A 20,079-nucleotide genomic window follows, 5' to 3' on the forward strand; every position below is an offset into this window, starting at 1 on the left:
GACCGACGTTCGACGTTTCGGTGTGAGCGCATGGTAGGTAGCTAAAAAATAAAGCGACTTCGCGAACTGCGCCAAATTTTCGATAAATTGCGCCAATGCTCGCGAGCGTCTCATGCACTGCGGTTCGCAGTGAATAGTTAGGAAAGGGAAGTTTTTTCGTGTGAGGATTGCGCCTTCAAGTTCTTTCAGAATGAAAGCAATTGCAGCGCCATCACCATCTATCGTTTTTTCCAGTTGCGCGTGGCGCGCCACAACACAGTTGCGTCGGCATAACCCACGGCGCGAGCGATAGCCGCATTGGTGAGCCCTTCACGTTCAAGCAGTCCTTCCACACTACGCTGCCGTTCTTCGCGCACGATCTGCCGCACGGAAGTCCCCGCCTCGGCCAGGTGCCGCTGCAGCGAGCGATGCGAGAGACCGAGATCTTTCGCGATGTCGGCAACGATCAGCTTTTCGTGCGCGAGCCGCCGCGTCACCAGATCGCGTACCTGGTCGGCGATGCTGTGGGGCACCGCATCGCGCGCAATCAGATCGGTGGCGTGGCGCTCCATCATGCGCGCCATTTGCGTGTCGGCGCTTTTGAGCGGCGCATCGAGATCCGATGGACGCAGGATCACACCATTGAAAGGCTGCTGAAAGCGCACCGGTACGCGGAAAATGCGTGCATACGGTTTGAGGTCAGCTGGCGCGGCATGTTCGAAATGCACTTCCGCCGGATTCCACGCCGCGCCGCGCACGGCCCGGATCATATGGCACATTGTCGAAAGGCTGTATTCCGCGTCCTGCCGGCGCGGCCAGATCTGCGGATTGGCGATCTGATAGGTCCATACCGGCCACTCGCCATCGCGCAGCAACTCGCAGGTCGTGGTGTTCTGCCACGACGCGAGCGCGAGCGAGAACTTGCGCACTGCCGCATTCAAGGTTGGCGACGATAGAAACACGAGACCTGCCGGCCCGAGCTCCGTCACCTGCAATTCGCTGCCGAGACGCAAGCCGAGCGACGGCTCGCCGAGTACCTCGGCCGCGCGCTCGAAGGCCGCCACGTAGCGCGTCAGCGGCAGGATTTCGTAGGGATTCGACAGGAGCTTGCGGCTCATGCCGAACGCTTCGAGCAGCGCGTCGCAATTGGCGCCTGATGCATCGAGTGCGCGCACAACCGGCCCCATGACCGCCGCGCGGATCATCGGGAAACTACCGTTGAGCGTGACTTTTTTCATGCTGAGCGTCTCCTCTCAAGTCTTCGCTGGTGTGCTGCAGTGTTCTTCCTCGTGGCGCACTTTATCGTTCATTTGGCGCGATAAGCAAGCGCGAAAATATTATTGGGTTCCTACGATTTGCCATCGACTCAGCGTTTGGCACGTTTCACGCAGCCTCGCACGCAGTCCGGTCCAGCACACTCCTTACGGGAACCTTATGAACACGAATGCCACGAAAACCGCACACGCCCCCGTTCATCCGCTCGATCCGCTGAGTCCGGACGAAATGCAGCTTGCCTGCGATCTCGTGAAGGCCGCCGAAAATCTCGACGGGCATGTGCGCTTTCCGATGGTCGAATTGCGCGAGCCGCCGAAGGCCGATGTGATCGCATTCAAGACCGGCGAATATTTTTCACGCACGGCGTTCGTCCTCGCAATCGATCGCACGAATGGCACGACCACCGAATTCCATGTGGACCTGAGAGAGAAAAAAATCGCCTCGCGCAACGTGCTGCCGTTCGATCAGGCGCCCTATGGCCAGCCGCCGATCATGATCGAAGACTTCATGAACGCCGAGCAGATCGTCAAGAGCGACGACGCCTGGCGCGTTGCGGTGATGAAGCGCGGCCTGGCCGAGAAGGATCTGGAGCGCGTCCAGGTCGATCCGTTTTCCGCCGGCTGCTTCGACCGCGAGAACGAGAACGGCCGGCGCCTCGTGCGTTGCGTCAGCTACTACCGCGAGACCGTGACCGACAACGGCTACGCCCATCCGATCGAGGGCGTGGTGGCGGTGGTCGATCTGCTCGAGAAAAAAGTGATCGAACTGGTGGACGATGGTCGCATCATTCCGATTCCGCGCGCGAAGCACAACTACGATACGCCGAGCCTCGGCGAGCCGCGCAACACGCTCAAACCGCTGTCGATCAGCCAACCCGGGGGGCCGAGCTTCAAGATCGACGGCTGGCACGTAAGCTGGCAGAACTGGAGCTTCCGCGTCGGCTTCACGCCGCGCGAAGGCCTGGTGCTGCATCAACTGTCATGGGACGACGGCAAGAACGCGCGGCCGATCATCTACCGTGCGAGCGTGACGGAGATGTGTGTGCCCTACTCCGACCCGAGCACGAACCACTACTGGAAGAGCGCATTCGATGCCGGCGAATACGGCCTCGGCAAACTGGCGAATCAGCTTGAACTCGGTTGCGATTGCCTCGGCACAATCCGCTATTTCGACATTCCGTCCGCCGACGATTTCGGCAATGCGTTCGTGATGAAGAACGCCGTGTGCATGCACGAAGAGGACTACGGCACCCTGTGGAAGCACTACGAGTTCCGCACTGGCGTCTTCGAAATGCGTCGCTCGCGACGCCTCGTGATCTCCTTCTTCGCGACGGTCGGCAACTATGACTACGGCTTTTACTGGTACCTGTATCAAGACGGCACCATCCAGCTCGAATGCAAGCTGACCGGCATCGTCCAAACCTCGGCGGTGGCTGACGGCGACACGTATCCGTGGGGCGGCATGATCACCGAGAACCTCGGCGGCCCGACCCATCAGCACTTCTTCAATGCACGGATGCACATGATGGTGGACGGCGAACGCAACACCGTGACCGAACACGAATTCGTGCCGCGTCCGATGGGCGAAACGAATCCGTACGGCAACGTCTTCGACACCACCAAACAGGTGTTCAAGACCGAGAGCGAAGCCGCGCGCCTCGCGAACGGCCGCACCGGACGTTACTGGAAGGTGACCAACCCGAACGTGACGAACGCCGTCGGCGCGAATCCTGGCTACAAGCTGATCGTGAACGACTCCCCGCTGATGCTCGCCGACGAACGCTCGAAGGTCCGCCAACGCGGCGGCTTTGCGACACGTCACGTGTGGGTCACGCCATTCGATCCGGCCGAGCGCTACGCGAGCGGCGACTATCCGAACCAGCACGCGGGCGGTGACGGCTTGCCGCGCTATATCGAGGCGAACCGCAACATCGAGAATGAGGACATTGTCTTGTGGCACAGCTTCGGCCACACGCACGTATGCAAACCCGAGGACTTCCCCGTGATGCCCGTGGAATACGCCGGCTTCATGCTCAAGCCGAACAACTTCTTCTCCGCGAATCCGACGATGGACTTACCGTCCGAGCGGGATCAGAACAGCGTTGAGGATGGCAAGTCTGCGGATCATGGCTGCTGCAAGCGGTGATTCGATGACGCGTGACGCGCGGCGTGCTGCTGCGGGCGTGGCCGACGCGAGATACGTGCGGCCCGCGACTGCGTGCAGGGTAGTACGTCGGCTGACTTCGAGCGGAGGCGACGTGGCAGGCATGCTGAGGGCGGGTGCAGGCGGTGCGATACGCGGGCGGATTGCGTCCACGAGGGGCACGGTGCGCGGGTTAATTGCGAGCGTAAGCGGCACGGCCTGTGTGTTGCTCGTGGGCGGTGCCGCGACACTGGTGACTCAAACCGGTCTTGGTCAACGAGCCAACGCGTTGTGGATGAGCGTATTGGCGTTAGCAACGATGACGATCGTGCCGTTGTTGATGTCACGCGTATCCCGGCCGCACACGACGTTTGCGACGGCGGTGACGCTGATTGCCGCGATGAGTGCGATGGGGATCATGCCCGCGTATGTGGGCGGATTGGAGCATTCAGTCACGATAGCTGGGTTGTTTGTGGCGGTAGGTAGCGCATTGCTGTTGTGCGGGTGGCATCTAGTTGATGCGCCCGTGTCGCCTCCTAAGGATTTCGATCGGAATCAATACGCGAATCAAAACACGGCCCAGTCGACCGAAGCCATCTGCGCAACCGGTGCAACGGTACTGCTCGCAGTATTTTCGGGCTTATCGAGCGGCAGTCTCGCGCGTTTCCAGTTGTTTGCGATTTGCGGCATGAGTGGCGCACAACCGGCTTGGCAGGTCTTGCTTTCGGTGGGTGCGGTTTGCGCACTGGCGTTCATCGCCGACCGTTCCGGCAACAACAAACGAATGTTGATCGTGCTGTACGTGCTACGAGCGGCGCTAATTGGAGCCCTCGCAGCCGTGGACAGTCCAACCCTAGCACTACTCGCAGCAAAGATATTTCTGATTCTCGACTGCCTGACGATTCCGGCGCTGATGAAACTGCGAAGAAATTCGTGCAGCGCGTTGAGCGCAAGTTGTCCCGGCGCAGCCCACCACATCGGGATGGTATTGGGCGCAACGTTATCGACAACACCCTACTTTTTCGGCGAAGGATTCATCGTGCTGTACGCACTAAGCGCGATCACGAACCTGCTATGCGCCGGCACATTAGCAACCAACTGGTTCGAAAGAAAGGCGCGCCACGAGCATCTAAACCATGACCACCGCCTGGCAGACTCTTCCGACGAGCACAAAGTGCGAGTCGGGAAGTATGACTCCCTTGTCACGAACGTTGAATGTGAGAGAACACAGATTCCAGATGCACCACTACCCGTAGCAGACCACGGTGCCCACTTAGCATTAGCGGTTTGAGCCGCTTTCTTTTGCCTACTTTTCTTTGCGGCGGCAAAGAAAAGTAGGTGCTGCCCCGCACAGGGGCAACGCTAATAGACCACTAACAAAACAAGGAAAGGCACCACCGCAGGCAAACAGCAAAAGCGCCAACCAAACAACACCACCACCCTCACCCCGTCGGAGACAAAACGATGCCCGAACAGAAAATCCCAGCAAAGCTGCCAACCACAATGTTCATCAACGGCGAAAAAACCCCAAGCGCCGCAGGCAAAACCTTCCCCATCTACAACCCCGCAACAGGCGAAGAACTCGCCCACCTCCCAGACGCATCAGAAACCGACATCGACCACGCGGTCAAAACCTCAAGAGCAGCCTTCGAGTCAGACACCTGGCGCAGAATGCCGCCAGCCACCCGTGAACGTCTGCTGCTAAAACTAGCCGACCTGTTAGAACAACACATCGACGAACTAGCCACATTAGAGACCCTGAACCAGGGAAAACTAATAGCCTTCTCCAAGATGCTGGAAGTCTCAGGCAGCGTCCAATGGCTCCGCTACATGGCCGGCTGGGCCACCAAAATCGAAGGCACCACCTTCGACCTGTCGATCCCCTTCCCACCCGGCACCCGCTACAACGCCTCAACAAAACGCATCCCAGCGGGCGTAGTCGCCGCAATCGTGCCGTGGAATTTCCCGCTCCTGATGGCGGTCTGGAAGATCGCCCCAGCCCTCGCATGCGGCTGCACCGTCGTGCTGAAACCGGCTGAAGAAACGCCTCTAACAGCGATCCGCCTGGCCGAACTGGCTCACGAAGCCGGCTTCCCTCCAGGCGTATTCAACGTCGTCACAGGCCGCGGCGAAACCGCCGGCGCAGCGCTAGTCAAGCATCCCCTGGTGAACAAGGTCACCTTCACGGGATCGACCGAAGTCGGCCGCATCATCGGCCGCCAATGCGCTAGCGATCTGAAGCGCGCATCGCTGGAACTGGGCGGCAAGAGCCCCGTGATCGTGCTGGACGACTGCGACCCGAAGAAAGCGATCGAAGGCGCGGCCGGCGCGATTTTCTTCAATCACGGACAGGTCTGCACCGCGGGTTCCCGCCTGTACGTTGCACGCTCGATTTACGACGAAGTGGTGCAAGGTATCGCCGCCGTCGCCGATGGCATCGCCTTGGGTTCCGGTTTCGATCCCGCAACACAGATGGGCCCGATGGTTTCCGCACGGCACCGCGACAAGGTCATGGGAATGATCGCCCAAGGCCGCCAGGAAGGCGGCGAAATCCTGTCACGTGACGCGGCCGTTGATGCGGACGGCTTCTTTGTCCGCCCGACGGTCATTGCCAATCGCACATGCAAGCCGCTTTCCGTCGTCAGGGAGGAAGTATTCGGACCGGTGCTGGTGGCGATGCCTTATGACGATATTGATGAGGTCCTGGTTCAGGCCAATGACTCGGAATACGGTCTTGGCGCGAGTGTGTGGACGAATCAACTCGACAAGGCATTGAGGCTGGTCGACGGCATCGAGGCGGGAACCGTTTGGGTCAACACGCACAATATGGTCGATCCGGCGATGCCGTTTGGCGGGTTCAAGGCATCCGGAATCGGACGCGAGCACGGCAAGGCCATCGTGGATGCGTATACCGAGAGCAAGTCGGTCTGCATCGCGTATTGACCAGTCGGTCTCCGCACGTCTTGCGGCACCAACGCATCGCCGCCACAAGACGTGCACGCTTCTAGCGCCTCGAGGGCAACACAGTAAAATAGCGGGCACCCGCGCCGCCGCGCGTCAGCCTACCCTTGGGTGCCCCACCTTGAAACGCAAAATGCCCGCGCTGAACGCGCTGAAAGCCTTCGAAGTCGCCGGCCGCACGGGCAGCTTCACGCGCGCAGCGGAGCTGCTGAACGTGACGCAAAGCGCGGTCAGCCGGCAAGTCCGCCAACTGGAAGCTCAGCTCGGCGAGACCTTGCTTCAGCGTCACCATCACCACCTCGAGCTCTCGGCCGCCGGCCGCATCCTCCTGCAAGCACTGCAACAGTCATTTGACCGCATCGAACTCACGGTCCGCAGCCTGCAGGAGAAAACCCACCGCAACCGTCTGCGTATCAACGCGCCGCCCACCTTCACGAGCCGCTGGCTGATGCCGCGCCTCGGACGTCTGCGTGACGCGCATCCGCATCTCGAACTCAGCCTGTCGACCCGCGTCGACGACAATCTCGCCGAATCGGGCGTGCTCGACTGCGCCATCCGTTTCGGCAACGGCGAGTGGGAAGGTTTCGACAACCGTCTGCTGATGAACGAACGGCATATCGCCGTCTGCGCGCCCGCCTTGCTCGCGCGCCAGGCCGGCCGCGCGGCCATCGATCTGAATCAGTTCACGCTGCTGCACGTGCTCGCGAGCACCGATCAGCGCTATCTGACCTGGCAGCACTGGTTGAAAGCCGCGGGCATCGAAAACGTCGACACCCGCGGCGGCTACGAATTCGATCTGCTCGATCACGCGATCCGGGCCGCGATCGACGGGCTCGGCGTGACCATCGCCGATCGTCATATGATCGGGCGTGAGCTGGCTGACGGGCAGTTGGTACAAGTGCTCAATGTGCACGTCGACGGCCACCAGTCGTACTGGCTCGTCACGCGCGCGGAACAGGACGAGCTACCGCACGTCGCACTCTTCCGCGACTGGCTGCAGCAGGAAATCTGGCTGACCGAACGTGCACTCGATTCGTCGGAGTCGGCGCAATTAGGCGAAGCGGGTTGAGGCGGACGAACTCAGGCGGCCGCAGCCAGCTCCGCCGCTTCGGGTTTAAAAGCAGCTTCGACGGCCGCATCCATGAGGATCATCTCGGCGCCCTTCTCCGCGACCATCATCGTTGGCGCGTTGATGTTGCCCGATGTGATGTTCGGGAAGATCGACGCGTCGACCACGCGCAAGCCGGTAACGCCGTGCACCCGCAAGCGCGCATCGACCACTGAGGTGCGCGGGTCGTCGCCCATCGCGCACGAACCGCACAAGTGATAGATCGAACCCGATTGCTCGCGGAAATACTGCAGGAAGCCTTCGCGCGTATTCACCTGCGGCCCCGGCGAGATTTCCTCGACCGTGATCTCCTTCAAAGCCGGCGATGCCATCACCTTGCGCACCAGTTCGCAACCCTGGATCACTTCGTCGATGTCTTTCTCCGTGGTCAACGCGTTGATGCGGATTTTCGCGGCGTCTTCCGCACGGTTCGACGCGATCTCGATCGAACCGCGGCTCGTCGGCCGGCACGGGTTGAATGCCAGCAGGAAGCCCGAATACGGCTCGGGTTCCAGATTCGCCTTGTTGCTCTTCGGAATCCGGTACGACAGCGGATTGAAGTACAACTGCAGATTCGGCTGCGCTTCGTGGTCGTTGCCCTTGAAGAACCCGCCCGACTGGTTCACGCTCATCGCGAGCGGCCCCTTGCGCGTCAGCAGATACTGCAGACCGAGCTTGAGCTTGCCGAGCAACGGGCGCAATTCGTCGTTCAACGTCTTAACGTTCGCGCGATAGTAGAAACTCACGCACAGATGGTCCTGCAGATTTTGCCCCACGGCAGGCAGTTCCTTGACCATCGCAATACGATGTTTCGCGAGCAATGCGCTATCGCCTACGCCGGAGAGTTGCAACAGTTTGGGCGAATCCACCGCGCCCGCCGACAGAATCACCTCGCGATTCGCCATGAACTGCCGCGTCGCGCCGTTCTGCGTCACGCTCACACCAATGGCCCGTTGGTTACCGTCGAATAGCACGCGGCTCGCGAGCACGTCACGCTCGACCGTCAGGTTCTTACGCGTCAGCACCGGATGCAAATACTCGAAGCTGCTCGACGAACGCTGCCCTTTGCGCGTATTCACGTCGTAGATACCCGCGCCTTCGAATCGTTCGCCGTTGAAGTCGTCGCTGCGCTTATAGCCGGCCTGGTCGCAGCCTTGCAGGAACACGTGGCAGATCGGATGGACGGCATCCTTCATCGGCGAGATACGGATCGGGCCGTCCGCGCCGTGATACTCCGTGTTGCCGAGCGGATGCGACTCGAGCTTGCGGAAATACGGCAGCACGTCGCGAAACGCCCAGCCCGGGTTGCCCGCCGCGGCCCAGTCGTCGAAATCATGCGGCTGGCCGCGCACGTAAATCATCGCGTTGATCGAGCCGGAACCACCTTGCACCTTGCCGCGCGGGCAATAGATCGGCCGGTTGTCGAGTTCCTTTTCGGGCTCGCTGTAGTACATCCAGTTATAGGTTTCGTTGTAGTACGTCTTGGTGAAACCCACCGGGATCTTGAACCAGAACGAGCTGTCCTTGCCGCCCGCTTCGAGTAGCAGCACCGAATATTGGCCCGACGCCGAAAGGCGATTGGCGAGAATGCAGCCCGCCGAACCCGCGCCGACGATGATGTAATCGTAGTTCATGCTCTATGTCGCCAAGCGGCGCCCAATCCATTGAATGCGTAAAACAGCTGAATCCGCCAGGCTCAACCCTTGGCCGGCGCGAGATCCTTCACGTCGGCAGGAAGTGCTGCCATCTGCAGATGCAGACGCTCGCCGGTGTACGGCGTGTGCTGCCGAACGACGTCCATGTTCAACTCCACGCCCAGACCCGGTTCCTGCGAAGGAATGATGTAGCCGTCTTCCCATTGAATAGGCTTCTTCAACACTTCGGCGTGGAAGCCGTCCCACGTGCCGATGCTTTCCTGAATCAGGAAGTTCGGCGTGCAGGCTGCAAGCTGAATGCTGGCGGCTGCGCCGATCGGACCGTTGTACAGATGCGGTGCGATCTGCGCGTAATACACCTCGGCGATCGCCGCGACTTTCTTCGCTTCGAGCAGGCCGCCCACACGCGCGACGTTCAGTTGCAGAATGGACGCCGCGCCCGCTTCGAGCAGCTTGAAAAACTCGTACTTGGTGGTCAGGCGCTCGCCCGCGGCAATCGGAATGCTTGTGTGCTGCGCGACTTGCGCCATCGCGCCTTCCTGTCCTGGCGGCACCGGTTCTTCGAACCACAACGGATCGTATTTCTCGAGGCGCTTGGCAAGCCGGATTGCCGACGACGGCACCATCTGCCCATGCGTACCGAACAGCAGATCGGCCTTGCTGCCGACAGCCTCGCGCACACGGCGGCAGAAGGTCTCGCAACGGTCGAGCACTTCCATCGACAGTTGATGACCTGAATAAGCCGTGTACGGCCCCGCCGGATCGAACTTCACCGCAGTGAAACCACGCTTGACGTTTTCAACGGCACATTCGGCAGCGAGATCGGGATCGTCGTAGTCGTATTCACCGCGGCTGTTCTTCGGATACAGGTAGGTGTACGAGCGCAGACGCTGATTCACCATGCCGCCGAGCAGTTCGTACACCGGCTTGTTCGCCGCCTTGCCGATGATGTCCCAGCACGCCATTTCCAGCCCGCTGACCACGCCCATCATCGTCAGATCGGGGCGTTGCGTGAAGCCGCTCGAATACGCTTCGCGCCAGAGCCGCTCGATATGGTGCGGGTCCTTATCGAGCAGATAACGGCCGAATACATCGTCGATGATGTGGGTCATCGCTTTCGGATGGAACGTCGCCGAATAGATTTCGCCGACGCCTTCAATACCGCAATCGGTCTTGAGCTTGACGAAGATCCAGTACATGCCGCCCACATGCGGCGGCGGTACGGCGACGATATGCGTTTCGAGCGAGACGACTTTCATTTACGCAACCCCTTTTTTGCTAAGCATGTTTCTCAGCGCGAGGCCGGCAAAGCCGCCGAGCGCCGCCATTCCGGCCACATAGCCGAAGTAAAGCTGGTAACCGAAGACGCCCGGGAAGTTCTGCGTCAGATAACCGTTGATCAACGGCAGGAACACGTCGGGCGAATAGCCGAGTACGGAGATCAGGCCGATAGCGAGGCCCATCGTTTCGACCGGGATATTGCAGCGATCCAGCAGCGACCAGTACAGCCCGCGAATCGCGTAAGTCAGAATGCCGATGAACAGCACGAGGAACACCAGCAGCACATGGCTCGAGATACGCGGCGCCGCCATCAGACCAAGCAGCGACAGTGCGGCGAGAAAGAGCGCGATCACCAGCACAGAGACTTTCGAATAACGGTCGCCAAGAAATCCCCCGCCGATGCCGCCGATCGGTCGCATCCACAGCTTGAGCGTCGTGATCGTGCCGGCCATCACCACCGTCAAGCCGATTTCGCCTTCGTGCAGATACGCGGAAAAGCTGTAAGTCGCCCAGAACACCTGGTAACCACAGAACACAATAGCCGCGACCAGCCACAACTCAGGAATCGACGCGAGCGTTTTCAGATCGACCAGCACGTTGCTGCGTTTCTTCGTGGCGCGGTTGGCCGCCGCGTCTTTAGCGCCTTGCGGATCTTTAACCAGCGCAAGCACCACGCCCAGTGCGATGCACAGAAACGCGTACATGTAGACGACCAGCTTGAAGCCAGCCGTCACCGGTTCGCCTTTGGTCTGCGTGAACCAGGCGAACAGCGTGATCGCGATGGTCGCGAGCATGGCTTCGATCAGGCCACGTCCACCATCGAGCAAACCGAAGAAACGGCCCTGCTCGTGCGTGCCGGCGATCATCGTCACGCGCTTGATCACGGCAGCCCAGAAGGTCAACCCGGTCGACAATCCCCAGCCACCGAAAATCAGCATCAGCATCTGGAACGACGGCGCGGTCGAATACCACAGGCCGAGCACGCCAGTTGCGATCAGCGAAAAGCAGATCAGCAGACGCGGCGCGATCCGGTCGGCGAGCCAGCCACTCGGCAGGTAACTCAGCAGGAAGATCGTGCCGAGCGACGAATACAGATAGCCGAGCTGACTATCGGTGATGTGAAACACTTCGAGCATCGTCGGCTGATAGACCTGCCGCAGATACAGAATCGGGTAAATCGCGCCGGCCGCCACGACCAGCAACATGAGCTGGATGTAGCGTTGAGCCTTGTTGGCTTGCAATGCGGTTTCCGCGGCGCTCGAGGCGAGCGAAGCGGTGGTTTGAACGGGTTGAGATGACACGTGAGCGCTCCTGGAAGACGCAGCGCCGGTTCTCCGGGCCGCCGGGTCTTCAAATATTTTTATAAGTGCAGCGGATTGCTGCGTTTCTGCGGGTTTCAAAACAACGCGTGCCGTCTACTCCGAATCGCGCGGCACGCGCCGGTTTCAGCTTTTCAGCTTTAGTACTTCATAACCACGAGACGGGTCTGCGTGAATTCGAGCATGCCGTGCTTGCCGTCGTCGCCGCCGAGACCCGAGCGTTTCCAGCCCGCGTGGAAACCTTGATACGGATCGGCGGGCGTGCGGTTCACATACAACTCGCCTGCCTCGATGCCGTTGGCAATCTTCATCGCACTGCGATAGTTCTCGGTATAGAGCACCGACGACAATCCAAACTGATGGTCGTTGGCCATCTCCAGGGCTTCGTCGAGCGTGCGGTATTTGACGACCGGCATGATCGGACCGAAGGTTTCTTCCTGGATGATTTCCATGTCCTGACGGCAGTTCGACAACAACGTGGCCGGATAGAAAAAGCCCTTGCCTTGCGGCAGCTTGCCGCCGGTTTCGAGCGTGGCGCCCGCAGCGATCGCGCGTTCGACCATCCCGTGAATCGACTGGCGCGACGCGTCGTTGACAAGCGGCCCCATCAGCGAAGGCTGTTCGGCACGATCGCCGCTTTCCACCGCGCTCATGTGCTTCTTCAGCAGCGCGACGAAACGGTCGTGGACGCTTTCCTGCACGTAGACGCGTTCGATCGCCGTGCAAAGCTGCCCGCAGTGCGTGGTTTTGGATGCGACCAGGTCGCGCGCGGCCTTCTCGAGATCGGCATCCGCCTCGATGATGGCGGGCGTCTTGCCGCCGAGTTCGAGCGACGGCTTGGCGATGTTCGCCTTGCAGTATTCAAGCACCTTGCGCCCCGCGCCAACGCTGCCGGTCAGCGTGATCATGCCGACCTTCGGATGCGTGCAAAGCGCCTCGGCGGTTGCGTGATTCATCGCGAGAATGTTCACAACGCCGGCCGGCAGCCCTGCTTTCTCTACTGCCCTGGCGATCTCGAACGCGGAGGTCGGCGTGTTGTTGCTGGGGCGCACCACCACGGTATTGCCGGCGATCAACGCGGGCGCCACCTTGCGCATGAACGTATAGACCGGGTAGTTGAACGGGATCAGGCATGCGACCACGCCGATCGGCTCGCGATGCAGCACGAGGTTTTCGTCGGGCGTGTCGCTCGGAATCACCTCGCCTTCGATGCGGCGCGCCCATTCGGCGTGGTAGCGGGTGATCTGGCCGGCGTAGATCGCTTCGTTGGTGGCGTCCGCGACGCTCTTGCCCGACTCCAGCGCGAGCGCCGCGCCGATGGCGGGCGCGCATTCGGTGAGCGCGTCGGCGAGCTTGTGCAGATAGACCGCGCGCTCGGCCGAAGGCAGCTTGCGCCAGCCCTTCTGCGCGGCGGCTGCGGCGTCGACCGCGGCGATCGCCTCGGCTTCGGTAACGCCCGTGACGTGGGCAATCACGGCTTCGGTGGCGGGGTTGGTGACGGCGATGAGCTCGTCGCTTGCCGCGTCGATAAAGCAGCCGTTAGCAAAATTCCGATCGAGTCGCATCTCGTCTCCTGAAAACCTGGTGCGGTGGCGCATTGCCTTCGGCTATCGCCTTCATGCCAAAGGTGCATGGACGGAATTTTTCTCTGGGGCACGGCGCACCACAAGCGAATAATTCGCGGGACAAACATTCGAAAAAATCACGTTTATCCAGGGATGTGCCTCATACGCGAATCCCATCTCGAATAGCAGAATCCGGGCTTTGCCAAAAGCAGCGGCCTTTACAGGCGGTCGCACCCCGTTTCGCCCCCTGAGGTCACTCATTACCAAAGTCTGGAGCTCACAATGAAAAAGAATGTCATCGCCACCGCCGCCTTCACGGCACTCACCTCGCTGGCGGCCCCGTCCGTCTTCGCGCAAAGCAGCGTGACCCTGTACGGCGTGCTCGATGAAGGCATCGACTACACCAACAACGCCGGGCGCGGCGCGGTCTGGGAAATGGCGAGCGGCTATGCGCAAGGCAGCCGCTGGGGCATGAAGGGATCGGAAGATCTGGGCGGCGGCATGAAGGCCGTGTTCCAACTGGAAAACGGCTTCGACGTGAGTTCGGGGCGGCTCGGCCAGGGCGGCCGCATGTTCGGCCGCCAGGCCTATGTGGGCTTGAGCGACAACCGCTTCGGCACGGTCACGCTCGGGCGCCAGTACGACTCGGTGGTCGACTACCTTGCGCAGACCACCGCCAACGGCAACTGGGCCGGCTACCTGTTTGCGCACCCGTACGACAACGACAACACGGACAACTCGTTCCGTCTCGGCAATAGCGTGAAGTACGCGAGCCCGGAGATCGCGGGTTTCCAGTTCGGCGGCGTGTACAGCTTCAGCAACGACACGAACTTCGCGAACAACCGTGCTTATAGCTTCGGTGGCCAGTACGCGAACGGCGGCCTGCTGATTGCGGCTGCGTACCTGCAGGCGAACAATCCGGGCGCGGGTTCCACCGGCGCGATCACCGCGAACGACGCGAGCTTTATCGCCGGGCGCATGCGGGTATTTGGCGCCGGCATCAACTACACGTTCGGTTCGGCGACCGCCGGTTTTGCTTACACCAACTCCAACTATAAGGACCCGACCGGCAACGGCTATATCGGCATCCCGCTGGCGGCATCGGGTGTCAGCCTGAATACGCTGAAGTACCAGAACTTCGAAGTGAACGGCAAATACCAGTTCACGCCGGCCTTCTTTATCGGCGCGCAGTATGTGTACACGATGGAGAACTACGATGCGTCGACGGGCAGCGTGAAGCCGAAGATTCACTCAATCGGTTTGATGGCGGATTACAACCTGTCCAAACGCACGGACGTGTACGTGCAGGGCGAGTACCAGAAGGTCGCGGGCGACTCCACCCACTCGATTCTCGACAACGCGTTCATTCCGGGCGTGCAGGCGCCGTCGTCGACGGGTAATCAGGTGGCCGTGCGACTCGCGCTGCGGCACAAGTTCTGAGGATCGGGGGATTCGTGCGCTGGAGCCGCGCCGTGAGCGGCTCCAGGCCATAGGTGTTCAATTTTTCGCGATGTTCACGTTCCGTATACATTCTGATTTTCTGAACGCCCCTGGGTTGCTTCGCCGGCGTTCAATTTTGCAGGCTGTTCACGTTACGTATACACTCATAAAAATTGAACAAGGGTGGACCATGCCACGCAAATCCCCGCCGCCGTTCGTGCCCGATCCGACGGTTCAAGCCGCAGCAGCAGCGTTTTCCGCTGCGACAGGCGTGTCCACCCGAATCCTCCGGCCGCCACATCGCGCTCACTATGCAGCGAAGATACAGTTCCAGGCATCGCCGGACAGGACCTGGTCGCGACCGGTGCTGCTGATGGACAACGTCGACCGTTTCGCCACGCTGGCTGCGCTCAAATCCACGGCCCATATCCATGCCGACGATCCGTTCGTGCTCGTCGCGCCCTACCTGTCGCCCAATCTGCTTCGACATTGCCGGGAGTTAGGCCTTGATGCGCTGGATATGTCCGGTAACGCCGTCATGCAAAGCGACGGCAACCTGATCATGATCTCCGGTGAGAAGCGCACCGGCATGGCAAGCCGTATCAAAGACCGCGCCTGGACCACCAAAGGGATGAAGGTGGTACTGGCCCTGCTTTGCGACCGGTTGCTCATCAATGCGGGCCAACGCCCCATCGCACAGCGGGCGGGTGTCAGTCTCGGCACCGCACAGTCGACGTTTCGAGACCTCCTCGAGCGAGGCGACATCGTCCAACGCAAAGATAGTTACGTCTTTGCAGACGCCGCTCGACTGCTCGACGAATGGGCCGCACTGTACCCTTCCCGCCTTCGCAACCAGTTGCTGGTCAACCGCTACCGCGCCGAAGATACGGCATGGTGGCGCAGCATCGATCCGACCAGTGAGCAATGCCAGTTCGGCGGTGAAGTGGCCGCGGCGCTCCTCACCGGCTATCTCAAGCCGGCGACCGTGACGCTTTATTGTGAACAGGCAATACCGCGTAAATGGCTGATCGACGCCCGCCTGCGCCTCGATCCGGACGGCGAGGTGGAAGTCCTGAACATGCCGATCCCGCTTGCAAGGACGCCGAACCTGCCGCCATCTGTCGTGCATCCTGTGCTGATCTATGCCGACCTGATCGCAACAGGTGATTCCCGCAACATCGAAACGGCACGGATGCTACGTGAGCAATACCTCTCCACTTGATATTCCCGACCGCAGACCACTGCCGGCGCTCGTTGTCGAACTGTTAAGGCATGTCGCTGAAACAGCCCATGCCTCGAACGTCGAGTGGTTCGTTGGCGGCGCGACCGCGCGCGACATCATGCTGACCCACGTACACGGCATCGAGGCAACGCGTGCAACCGCCGACGTCGATATCGGCGTAAGCGTGGAAAGCTGGACGGGCCATGCAGCACTCAAGGCTGCACTGATCGCCGGCGGTGCTTTCGAGCAGCGCAGCGAGGCGCACCGGTTGTACTATCGCGCCCCCGGCAGCGGCGAGTTGATGTGGCTCGACATTGTTCCTTTCGGCGGCGTGGAGCGCGATGCACGCAATGCAAGTCATACAGGCAATGCCGCAACAAAAGAGATCGCCTGGCCACCGGATCACGCGATCAGGATGAACGTGGCCGGTTTCGCCGAAGCGCTGACCGGTGCCATCACGGTCCGGGTGGCAACAGACCTGACTGTGCCCGTCGCATCGCTGCCGGGCCAGGCGATGCTGAAAATCGTCGCCTGGCGTGACCGTCACGCATCCGACAGAAAAGATGCGACGGATTTGCTGTTCCTACTTGGTCACTATGCTGCGGCAGGTAATCACGCGCGTCTTTACGACGAGAATTACGAACTCGTCGAACACTATGATCATCACTTGGAGCTCGCCGGCGCCGCGCTGCTTGGACGCGACACAGCAGCGATCGCCTCGGCGGAGACCACCGGATTGATCACGCAAGTGCTGGCGTTCGACGAGGACTATCCGCGCATTCTCGACCACATGATGGGGCGCCGTGCGCAGCTTTTCGAACCGACGCCCGCCTTCATCGAGTCTGCATTCAATGCGTTTCGCGAGGGTTTCCGCAATTCCGGCTGACCTGCGGAAAACGTCGGCCCATAGTCGCGCCTCAATCCCCCTCCACCGCCGCCTTCAACCTCAGCAACGCGTGATCCCACTGCTGCGAGATCGCTTCAAGCGCGCGTCGCGCTTCGTCGAGGTGCGCCGGTTCGAACGCCCATAGGCGTTCACGGCCTACCTTGACGTCGCGCACGAGGCCCGCATTGGCGAGCACCTGCAAATGCTGCGTGACCGACTGCCGCGTAATCTCCGTGCCGGCGGTCAACTGCGCAATCGACATCGCACTGCCCGCGCACAACACGGCGATCAGACGCAGCCGCGTTTCGTCGCCGAGCGCCGCAAAAATCTGCGCGGAACTTCGCAGCATGGCCGCCTTCACTCGCGCATTGCCCACTGCCGGCTTATCCCTTGGCGACATGCTTTTCGATATTGATCAACTGCTCTTCCCACCCGCCGCTATTCATGCGAAACGCTTCCTCGCGGCGTGCAGCGGGAATTCGATCGAAGCCTGATTCGACCACCCGCAGCAACGTGCCCGAGTCGACCTCGCTCAGCTCGAATACGACCAGTGTGGTGGGCTCGGGCGAGTAGTCGACCGACACATCGACCGCAGCCGGATGCCAGCGAAACGACAGAAGATGTTCCGGCTCGACGCGCTCGACCAGTACATCCATGACGAGATGCCCATAGCCCGGATAGGTGATGTTGCCTTGGATGGATTGACCGGCGATAAACTGTTTGCCGCTGAAATCCACACGAAACCATTTGCCGAATTCCTCTGCATTGGACACCGCGCGCCACACTCGTGAGCGCGGCGCCTTCAGCAGAATCTGTTTTTCGATGCGGTCAGTCGACGCATTATTGGGTGTGTCAGATGAGATTGTCATACGCAGCCTCCTGACTGCATATTAGGCTCGCAACTGGCAACATGCAAGTATTTGCCTGCGTATTTTCAGGCAGCGCCCTGCTTTCTACTGAAGGACGGCGAAACAGATCGCCACAGGCGCTTGCTTATCCCGCCGACGTCTTCTGCACAAACGCGCTCACCACACCCTCAAGTTCCTTGGTGATCGAAGTCATTACGCCCGCAATCACGGCGAACTCCCGGCCTGTCACATTCGAGCGGCTCGCCACGATCTGACCGTTGAACGAGACAATATGCGCTTCCTTTGCGATCGCTTTGATCCGCTCGATGAGGTCCTGCTGACCTTTCTTCTGCGCCCGCGCAATGCGCCGGCTTTCCTGCTCGTAGACAGCGGTCACGGCGTGCAGATGCGTCAGCAACGGATCGACGGAACCGATTAACGCGTTCAGTGCTTCATTGGCGCGCGGCGAGCCGCGTTCGATCGCCTCCAGTGCTACCGAGGCCAGCGAGATAAAGTCTGTGATCTTCTTCGCCACGTTCCCGCTGCCGTGAAAAGCTTCGTGCAACGCCGGCGAGAACAGTCCGGGCAAGCCGTCGCGGCCTTGCACCAGCGCTGTATGGCTGTCGGAAAACGTACGCAAGGTCTCCTGCGCAATCGCCAACGCACCGTCGAACTGTTGAAACGCCAACATCGACTGCAACGCGATGCGCTGCGACAGCATCCGTTGACGCCCTGCCAGGTTGATCAACGAGCTCAATACCTCGCTGGAGACGTCCGCTTCGGACTGTGGTGCCTGAACCCGATCTTTCGTGATGCTCATGTCTTCTGCTTATGATTCGATTGACCCTTTCGCTCCGCCCGGCATCCTCGCTGCGTGAGCGCCATCGCGCAGACACGCAGCATCGCTCGCGGATGCCGAATTCCATCACTCCGTTGCGTGCGCATGCATCACATTGGTATGCATCGACCACGCCATCCACGGACGGCGCAGCGCGACGATCGCGAGGAATGCGCAAGCCGCCAGCGCGCCGAAGGTCGCGAAGCCCATCTGATAGCTGCCCGTGCTTTCCTTCGCGATACCCATCACGACCGGCAGATAGAATCCACCGATGCCGCCCGCGGCGCCGACGATGCCCGACATCAAACCGGTACGGCCGGCCCAGCGATGCGGCACCAGTTGGAAGGTCGCGCCATTACCCAGACCGAAGGCCACGTACAGGCACAGCAGCAGCACAATCCCGCCCAGCATCGACGGCATAGCGGCAGCAAAAACGAAGTCGCACAGCGAAATGACCGCGAGCAGGAAGGTCAGCGCGCGCACGCCCGACACTTTGTCGGCGATCAGGCCGCCGAGCGGCCGCACGATCGCGCCGGTTGCGGCAAGCAGCGCCATGAACAGGCCCGCGTCGATCTTCGACAGCTGATACAGGTTGGTCAGCAGCAGCGAAACATACGACGACATGCCGACAAAACCGCCGAATGTGATGCTGTACACCAGCATGATCGCCCACGTGTCGCGCTCGGACAGCACCGAGCGATAGCGCTTGGGCAGCACAGCAATTGCAAGCAGCGCGCCGATCACCGGCAACAGCAGCACACCGGTCTTGCCCGAGCCGAACATGCCCGCTTCGACCAGCAGCACGAGCACGATCAAGCCAACGAGCGTCACCGCGAAGCTGCCGAACGCGCGCAGCACGCTGCCGGATTTGATACCGGAATCGTTGGCCCAGAAGTACAGCGTGATCGCGGCAATCCCGAGCAACGGCAGTGCGCCTGCGGTCGCCATTTGCCAGCCGTAGTGCGTTGCCAGTTGCGGGAACAGGAAGCCGTCGAGCACAGCGCCGATGTTGCCGGCGGCGGCCAGACCCAGCACCAGACCCTGCACCTTCGGCGGATAGTTGCTGCCGGCCATCGGCAGCGCCACCGCGAAGCTCGCGCCACCGACGCCGAGGAACACGCCGAGCACCAGTAGCAAGGTGTACGACGGCACGAACGGCAACAACGGCAGCACGATCGTCGGCACCGCGGACAGCAATACGCCCATCAGCGCGATACGTTTGCCATGCGCGGATTGATAGAGATTGCCGAGCGTCACGCGCAGGATCGCTGCCGACAGCACCGGCACGGCGACCAGCAAACCTTGCTGCGCAGGCGTCATTGCAACGCTCTTGCTAATAAACGGCGCGAGCGGCCCGTATAGCACCCAGACCGTGAAGCCGGTGTCGAAATAGAGGAAACACGCCACCAGCGCGCGCCAATCTCCCCTCTTTAGAGAGCTCATCAGGTTTTTCATTAGACATCCTCACATTGACTGGTTGTTCGCTTATCTGGTACACGGCTTTGAGGCGCCGCGCACCGGAATGGTCACGATGTTGAATACCGGTCCTGGCACGCAATC

Annotated in this window: 16 protein-coding genes; 7 read left to right on the top strand and 9 right to left on the bottom strand. The window is 60.8% G+C overall.

Annotated elements, in window-relative coordinates; genetic code table 11:
* Positions 1-218: 218 nt before the first annotated feature.
* Complete coding sequence (locus KHO30_RS16195; protein ID WP_211701587.1) at positions 219-1,217, bottom strand: AraC family transcriptional regulator; 999 nt, start codon at positions 1,215-1,217, stop codon at positions 219-221.
* A gap of 196 nt (positions 1,218-1,413) precedes the next feature.
* On the opposite strand from KHO30_RS16195, the gene KHO30_RS16200 reads away from it, so the two are divergent.
* The 4 genes from KHO30_RS16200 to KHO30_RS16215 all read left to right on the top strand — a co-directional run bounded on the left by KHO30_RS16200 (position 1,414) and on the right by KHO30_RS16215 (position 7,426).
* Positions 1,414-3,399, top strand: a complete 1,986-nt coding sequence (locus tag KHO30_RS16200) for a primary-amine oxidase (protein WP_211701588.1) — start codon at positions 1,414-1,416, stop codon at positions 3,397-3,399.
* A 181-nt stretch (positions 3,400-3,580) separates the two neighbouring features.
* Positions 3,581-4,687, top strand: coding sequence for a hypothetical protein (locus tag KHO30_RS16205; RefSeq protein ID WP_211701589.1), 1,107 nt, complete (start codon positions 3,581-3,583; stop codon positions 4,685-4,687).
* Positions 4,688-4,860: 173 nt separating this feature from the next.
* A complete protein-coding gene (styD, locus tag KHO30_RS16210) occupies positions 4,861-6,339 on the top strand; it encodes a phenylacetaldehyde dehydrogenase StyD (RefSeq protein ID WP_211701590.1) in 1,479 nt (492 codons plus the stop codon).
* Positions 6,340-6,490: 151 nt separating this feature from the next.
* Positions 6,491-7,426 (top strand): LysR substrate-binding domain-containing protein, encoded by a 936-nt coding sequence (locus tag KHO30_RS16215; protein ID WP_093633716.1) that lies wholly within the window; start codon positions 6,491-6,493, stop codon positions 7,424-7,426.
* 11 nt (positions 7,427-7,437) lie between these two features.
* Here KHO30_RS16215 and KHO30_RS16220 read toward each other — a convergent pair whose 3' ends face one another.
* From KHO30_RS16220 to aldA, 4 genes are all read right to left on the bottom strand, one after another.
* Positions 7,438-9,099 carry a GMC family oxidoreductase gene (locus KHO30_RS16220; RefSeq protein ID WP_211701591.1) on the bottom strand — a complete coding sequence of 554 codons (1,662 nt, stop codon included), beginning with the start codon at positions 9,097-9,099 and terminating at the stop codon, positions 7,438-7,440.
* A 62-nt stretch (positions 9,100-9,161) separates the two neighbouring features.
* On the bottom strand, positions 9,162-10,379 hold the full coding sequence (locus tag KHO30_RS16225; RefSeq protein ID WP_211701592.1) for a mandelate racemase/muconate lactonizing enzyme family protein: 1,218 nt from the start codon (positions 10,377-10,379) through the stop codon (positions 9,162-9,164).
* Entirely contained in the window at positions 10,380-11,702 is a 1,323-nt protein-coding gene (locus KHO30_RS16230) for an MFS transporter (RefSeq protein WP_200651008.1), read from the bottom strand.
* 158 nt (positions 11,703-11,860) lie between these two features.
* Positions 11,861-13,285 (bottom strand): aldehyde dehydrogenase, encoded by a 1,425-nt coding sequence (aldA, locus tag KHO30_RS16235; protein WP_093633720.1) that lies wholly within the window; start codon positions 13,283-13,285, stop codon positions 11,861-11,863.
* A gap of 282 nt (positions 13,286-13,567) precedes the next feature.
* On the opposite strand from aldA, the gene KHO30_RS16240 reads away from it, so the two are divergent.
* From KHO30_RS16240 to KHO30_RS16250, 3 genes are all read left to right on the top strand, one after another.
* Positions 13,568-14,725 carry a porin gene (locus KHO30_RS16240; RefSeq protein WP_211701593.1) on the top strand — a complete coding sequence of 386 codons (1,158 nt, stop codon included), beginning with the start codon at positions 13,568-13,570 and terminating at the stop codon, positions 14,723-14,725.
* A 190-nt stretch (positions 14,726-14,915) separates the two neighbouring features.
* The gene (locus KHO30_RS16245; protein WP_211701594.1) at positions 14,916-15,947 is read left to right on the top strand and encodes a type IV toxin-antitoxin system AbiEi family antitoxin; all 1,032 of its coding nucleotides are present in this window, start codon (positions 14,916-14,918) and stop codon (positions 15,945-15,947) included.
* Positions 15,925-16,833, top strand: coding sequence for a nucleotidyl transferase AbiEii/AbiGii toxin family protein (locus tag KHO30_RS16250; RefSeq protein WP_093633723.1), 909 nt, complete (start codon positions 15,925-15,927; stop codon positions 16,831-16,833). Before KHO30_RS16245 ends, KHO30_RS16250 begins: the two co-directional genes overlap by 23 nt.
* Before the next feature lie 31 nt (positions 16,834-16,864).
* Here the strand turns inward: KHO30_RS16250 and KHO30_RS16255 are convergent, their stop codons facing one another.
* The 4 genes from KHO30_RS16255 to KHO30_RS16270 form a co-directional block, all read right to left on the bottom strand.
* Complete coding sequence (locus KHO30_RS16255) at positions 16,865-17,233, bottom strand: ArsR/SmtB family transcription factor (protein WP_093633724.1); 369 nt, start codon at positions 17,231-17,233, stop codon at positions 16,865-16,867.
* Complete coding sequence (locus KHO30_RS16260; protein ID WP_211701595.1) at positions 17,217-17,702, bottom strand: SRPBCC family protein; 486 nt, start codon at positions 17,700-17,702, stop codon at positions 17,217-17,219. The genes KHO30_RS16255 and KHO30_RS16260 overlap by 17 nt, the downstream gene beginning before the upstream one ends.
* 124 nt (positions 17,703-17,826) lie before the next feature.
* Positions 17,827-18,501, bottom strand: coding sequence for a type IV pili methyl-accepting chemotaxis transducer N-terminal domain-containing protein (locus KHO30_RS16265; RefSeq protein ID WP_211701596.1), 675 nt, complete (start codon positions 18,499-18,501; stop codon positions 17,827-17,829).
* A gap of 105 nt (positions 18,502-18,606) precedes the next feature.
* The gene (locus KHO30_RS16270) at positions 18,607-19,974 is read right to left on the bottom strand and encodes an MFS transporter (RefSeq protein ID WP_211701597.1); all 1,368 of its coding nucleotides are present in this window, start codon (positions 19,972-19,974) and stop codon (positions 18,607-18,609) included.
* Positions 19,975-20,079 lie beyond the last annotated feature (105 nt).

It is taken from the genome of Paraburkholderia aspalathi (genome assembly GCF_905220735.1).
Classification (GTDB): domain Bacteria; phylum Pseudomonadota; class Gammaproteobacteria; order Burkholderiales; family Burkholderiaceae; genus Paraburkholderia; species Paraburkholderia aspalathi.

Bases quoted from the DNA above. Each gene is read 5' to 3' on its own strand.
- KHO30_RS16265 (WP_211701596.1), bottom strand. From the start codon at position 18,501: ATGAGCATCACGAAAGATCGGGTTCAGGCACCACAGTCCGAAGCGGAC.
- KHO30_RS16270 (WP_211701597.1), bottom strand. From the start codon at position 19,974: ATGAAAAACCTGATGAGCTCTCTAAAGAGGGGAGATTGGCGCGCGCTG.
- KHO30_RS16195 (WP_211701587.1), bottom strand. From the start codon at position 1,217: ATGAAAAAAGTCACGCTCAACGGTAGTTTCCCGATGATCCGCGCGGCG.
- KHO30_RS16220 (WP_211701591.1), bottom strand. From the start codon at position 9,099: ATGAACTACGATTACATCATCGTCGGCGCGGGTTCGGCGGGCTGCATT.
- KHO30_RS16240 (WP_211701593.1), top strand. From the start codon at position 13,568: ATGAAAAAGAATGTCATCGCCACCGCCGCCTTCACGGCACTCACCTCG.
- KHO30_RS16255 (WP_093633724.1), bottom strand. From the start codon at position 17,233: ATGTCGCCAAGGGATAAGCCGGCAGTGGGCAATGCGCGAGTGAAGGCG.
- styD (WP_211701590.1), top strand. From the start codon at position 4,861: ATGCCCGAACAGAAAATCCCAGCAAAGCTGCCAACCACAATGTTCATC.
- KHO30_RS16260 (WP_211701595.1), bottom strand. From the start codon at position 17,702: ATGACAATCTCATCTGACACACCCAATAATGCGTCGACTGACCGCATC.
- KHO30_RS16225 (WP_211701592.1), bottom strand. From the start codon at position 10,379: ATGAAAGTCGTCTCGCTCGAAACGCATATCGTCGCCGTACCGCCGCCG.
- KHO30_RS16215 (WP_093633716.1), top strand. From the start codon at position 6,491: ATGCCCGCGCTGAACGCGCTGAAAGCCTTCGAAGTCGCCGGCCGCACG.
- aldA (WP_093633720.1), bottom strand. From the start codon at position 13,285: ATGCGACTCGATCGGAATTTTGCTAACGGCTGCTTTATCGACGCGGCA.
- KHO30_RS16245 (WP_211701594.1), top strand. From the start codon at position 14,916: ATGCCACGCAAATCCCCGCCGCCGTTCGTGCCCGATCCGACGGTTCAA.
- KHO30_RS16200 (WP_211701588.1), top strand. From the start codon at position 1,414: ATGAACACGAATGCCACGAAAACCGCACACGCCCCCGTTCATCCGCTC.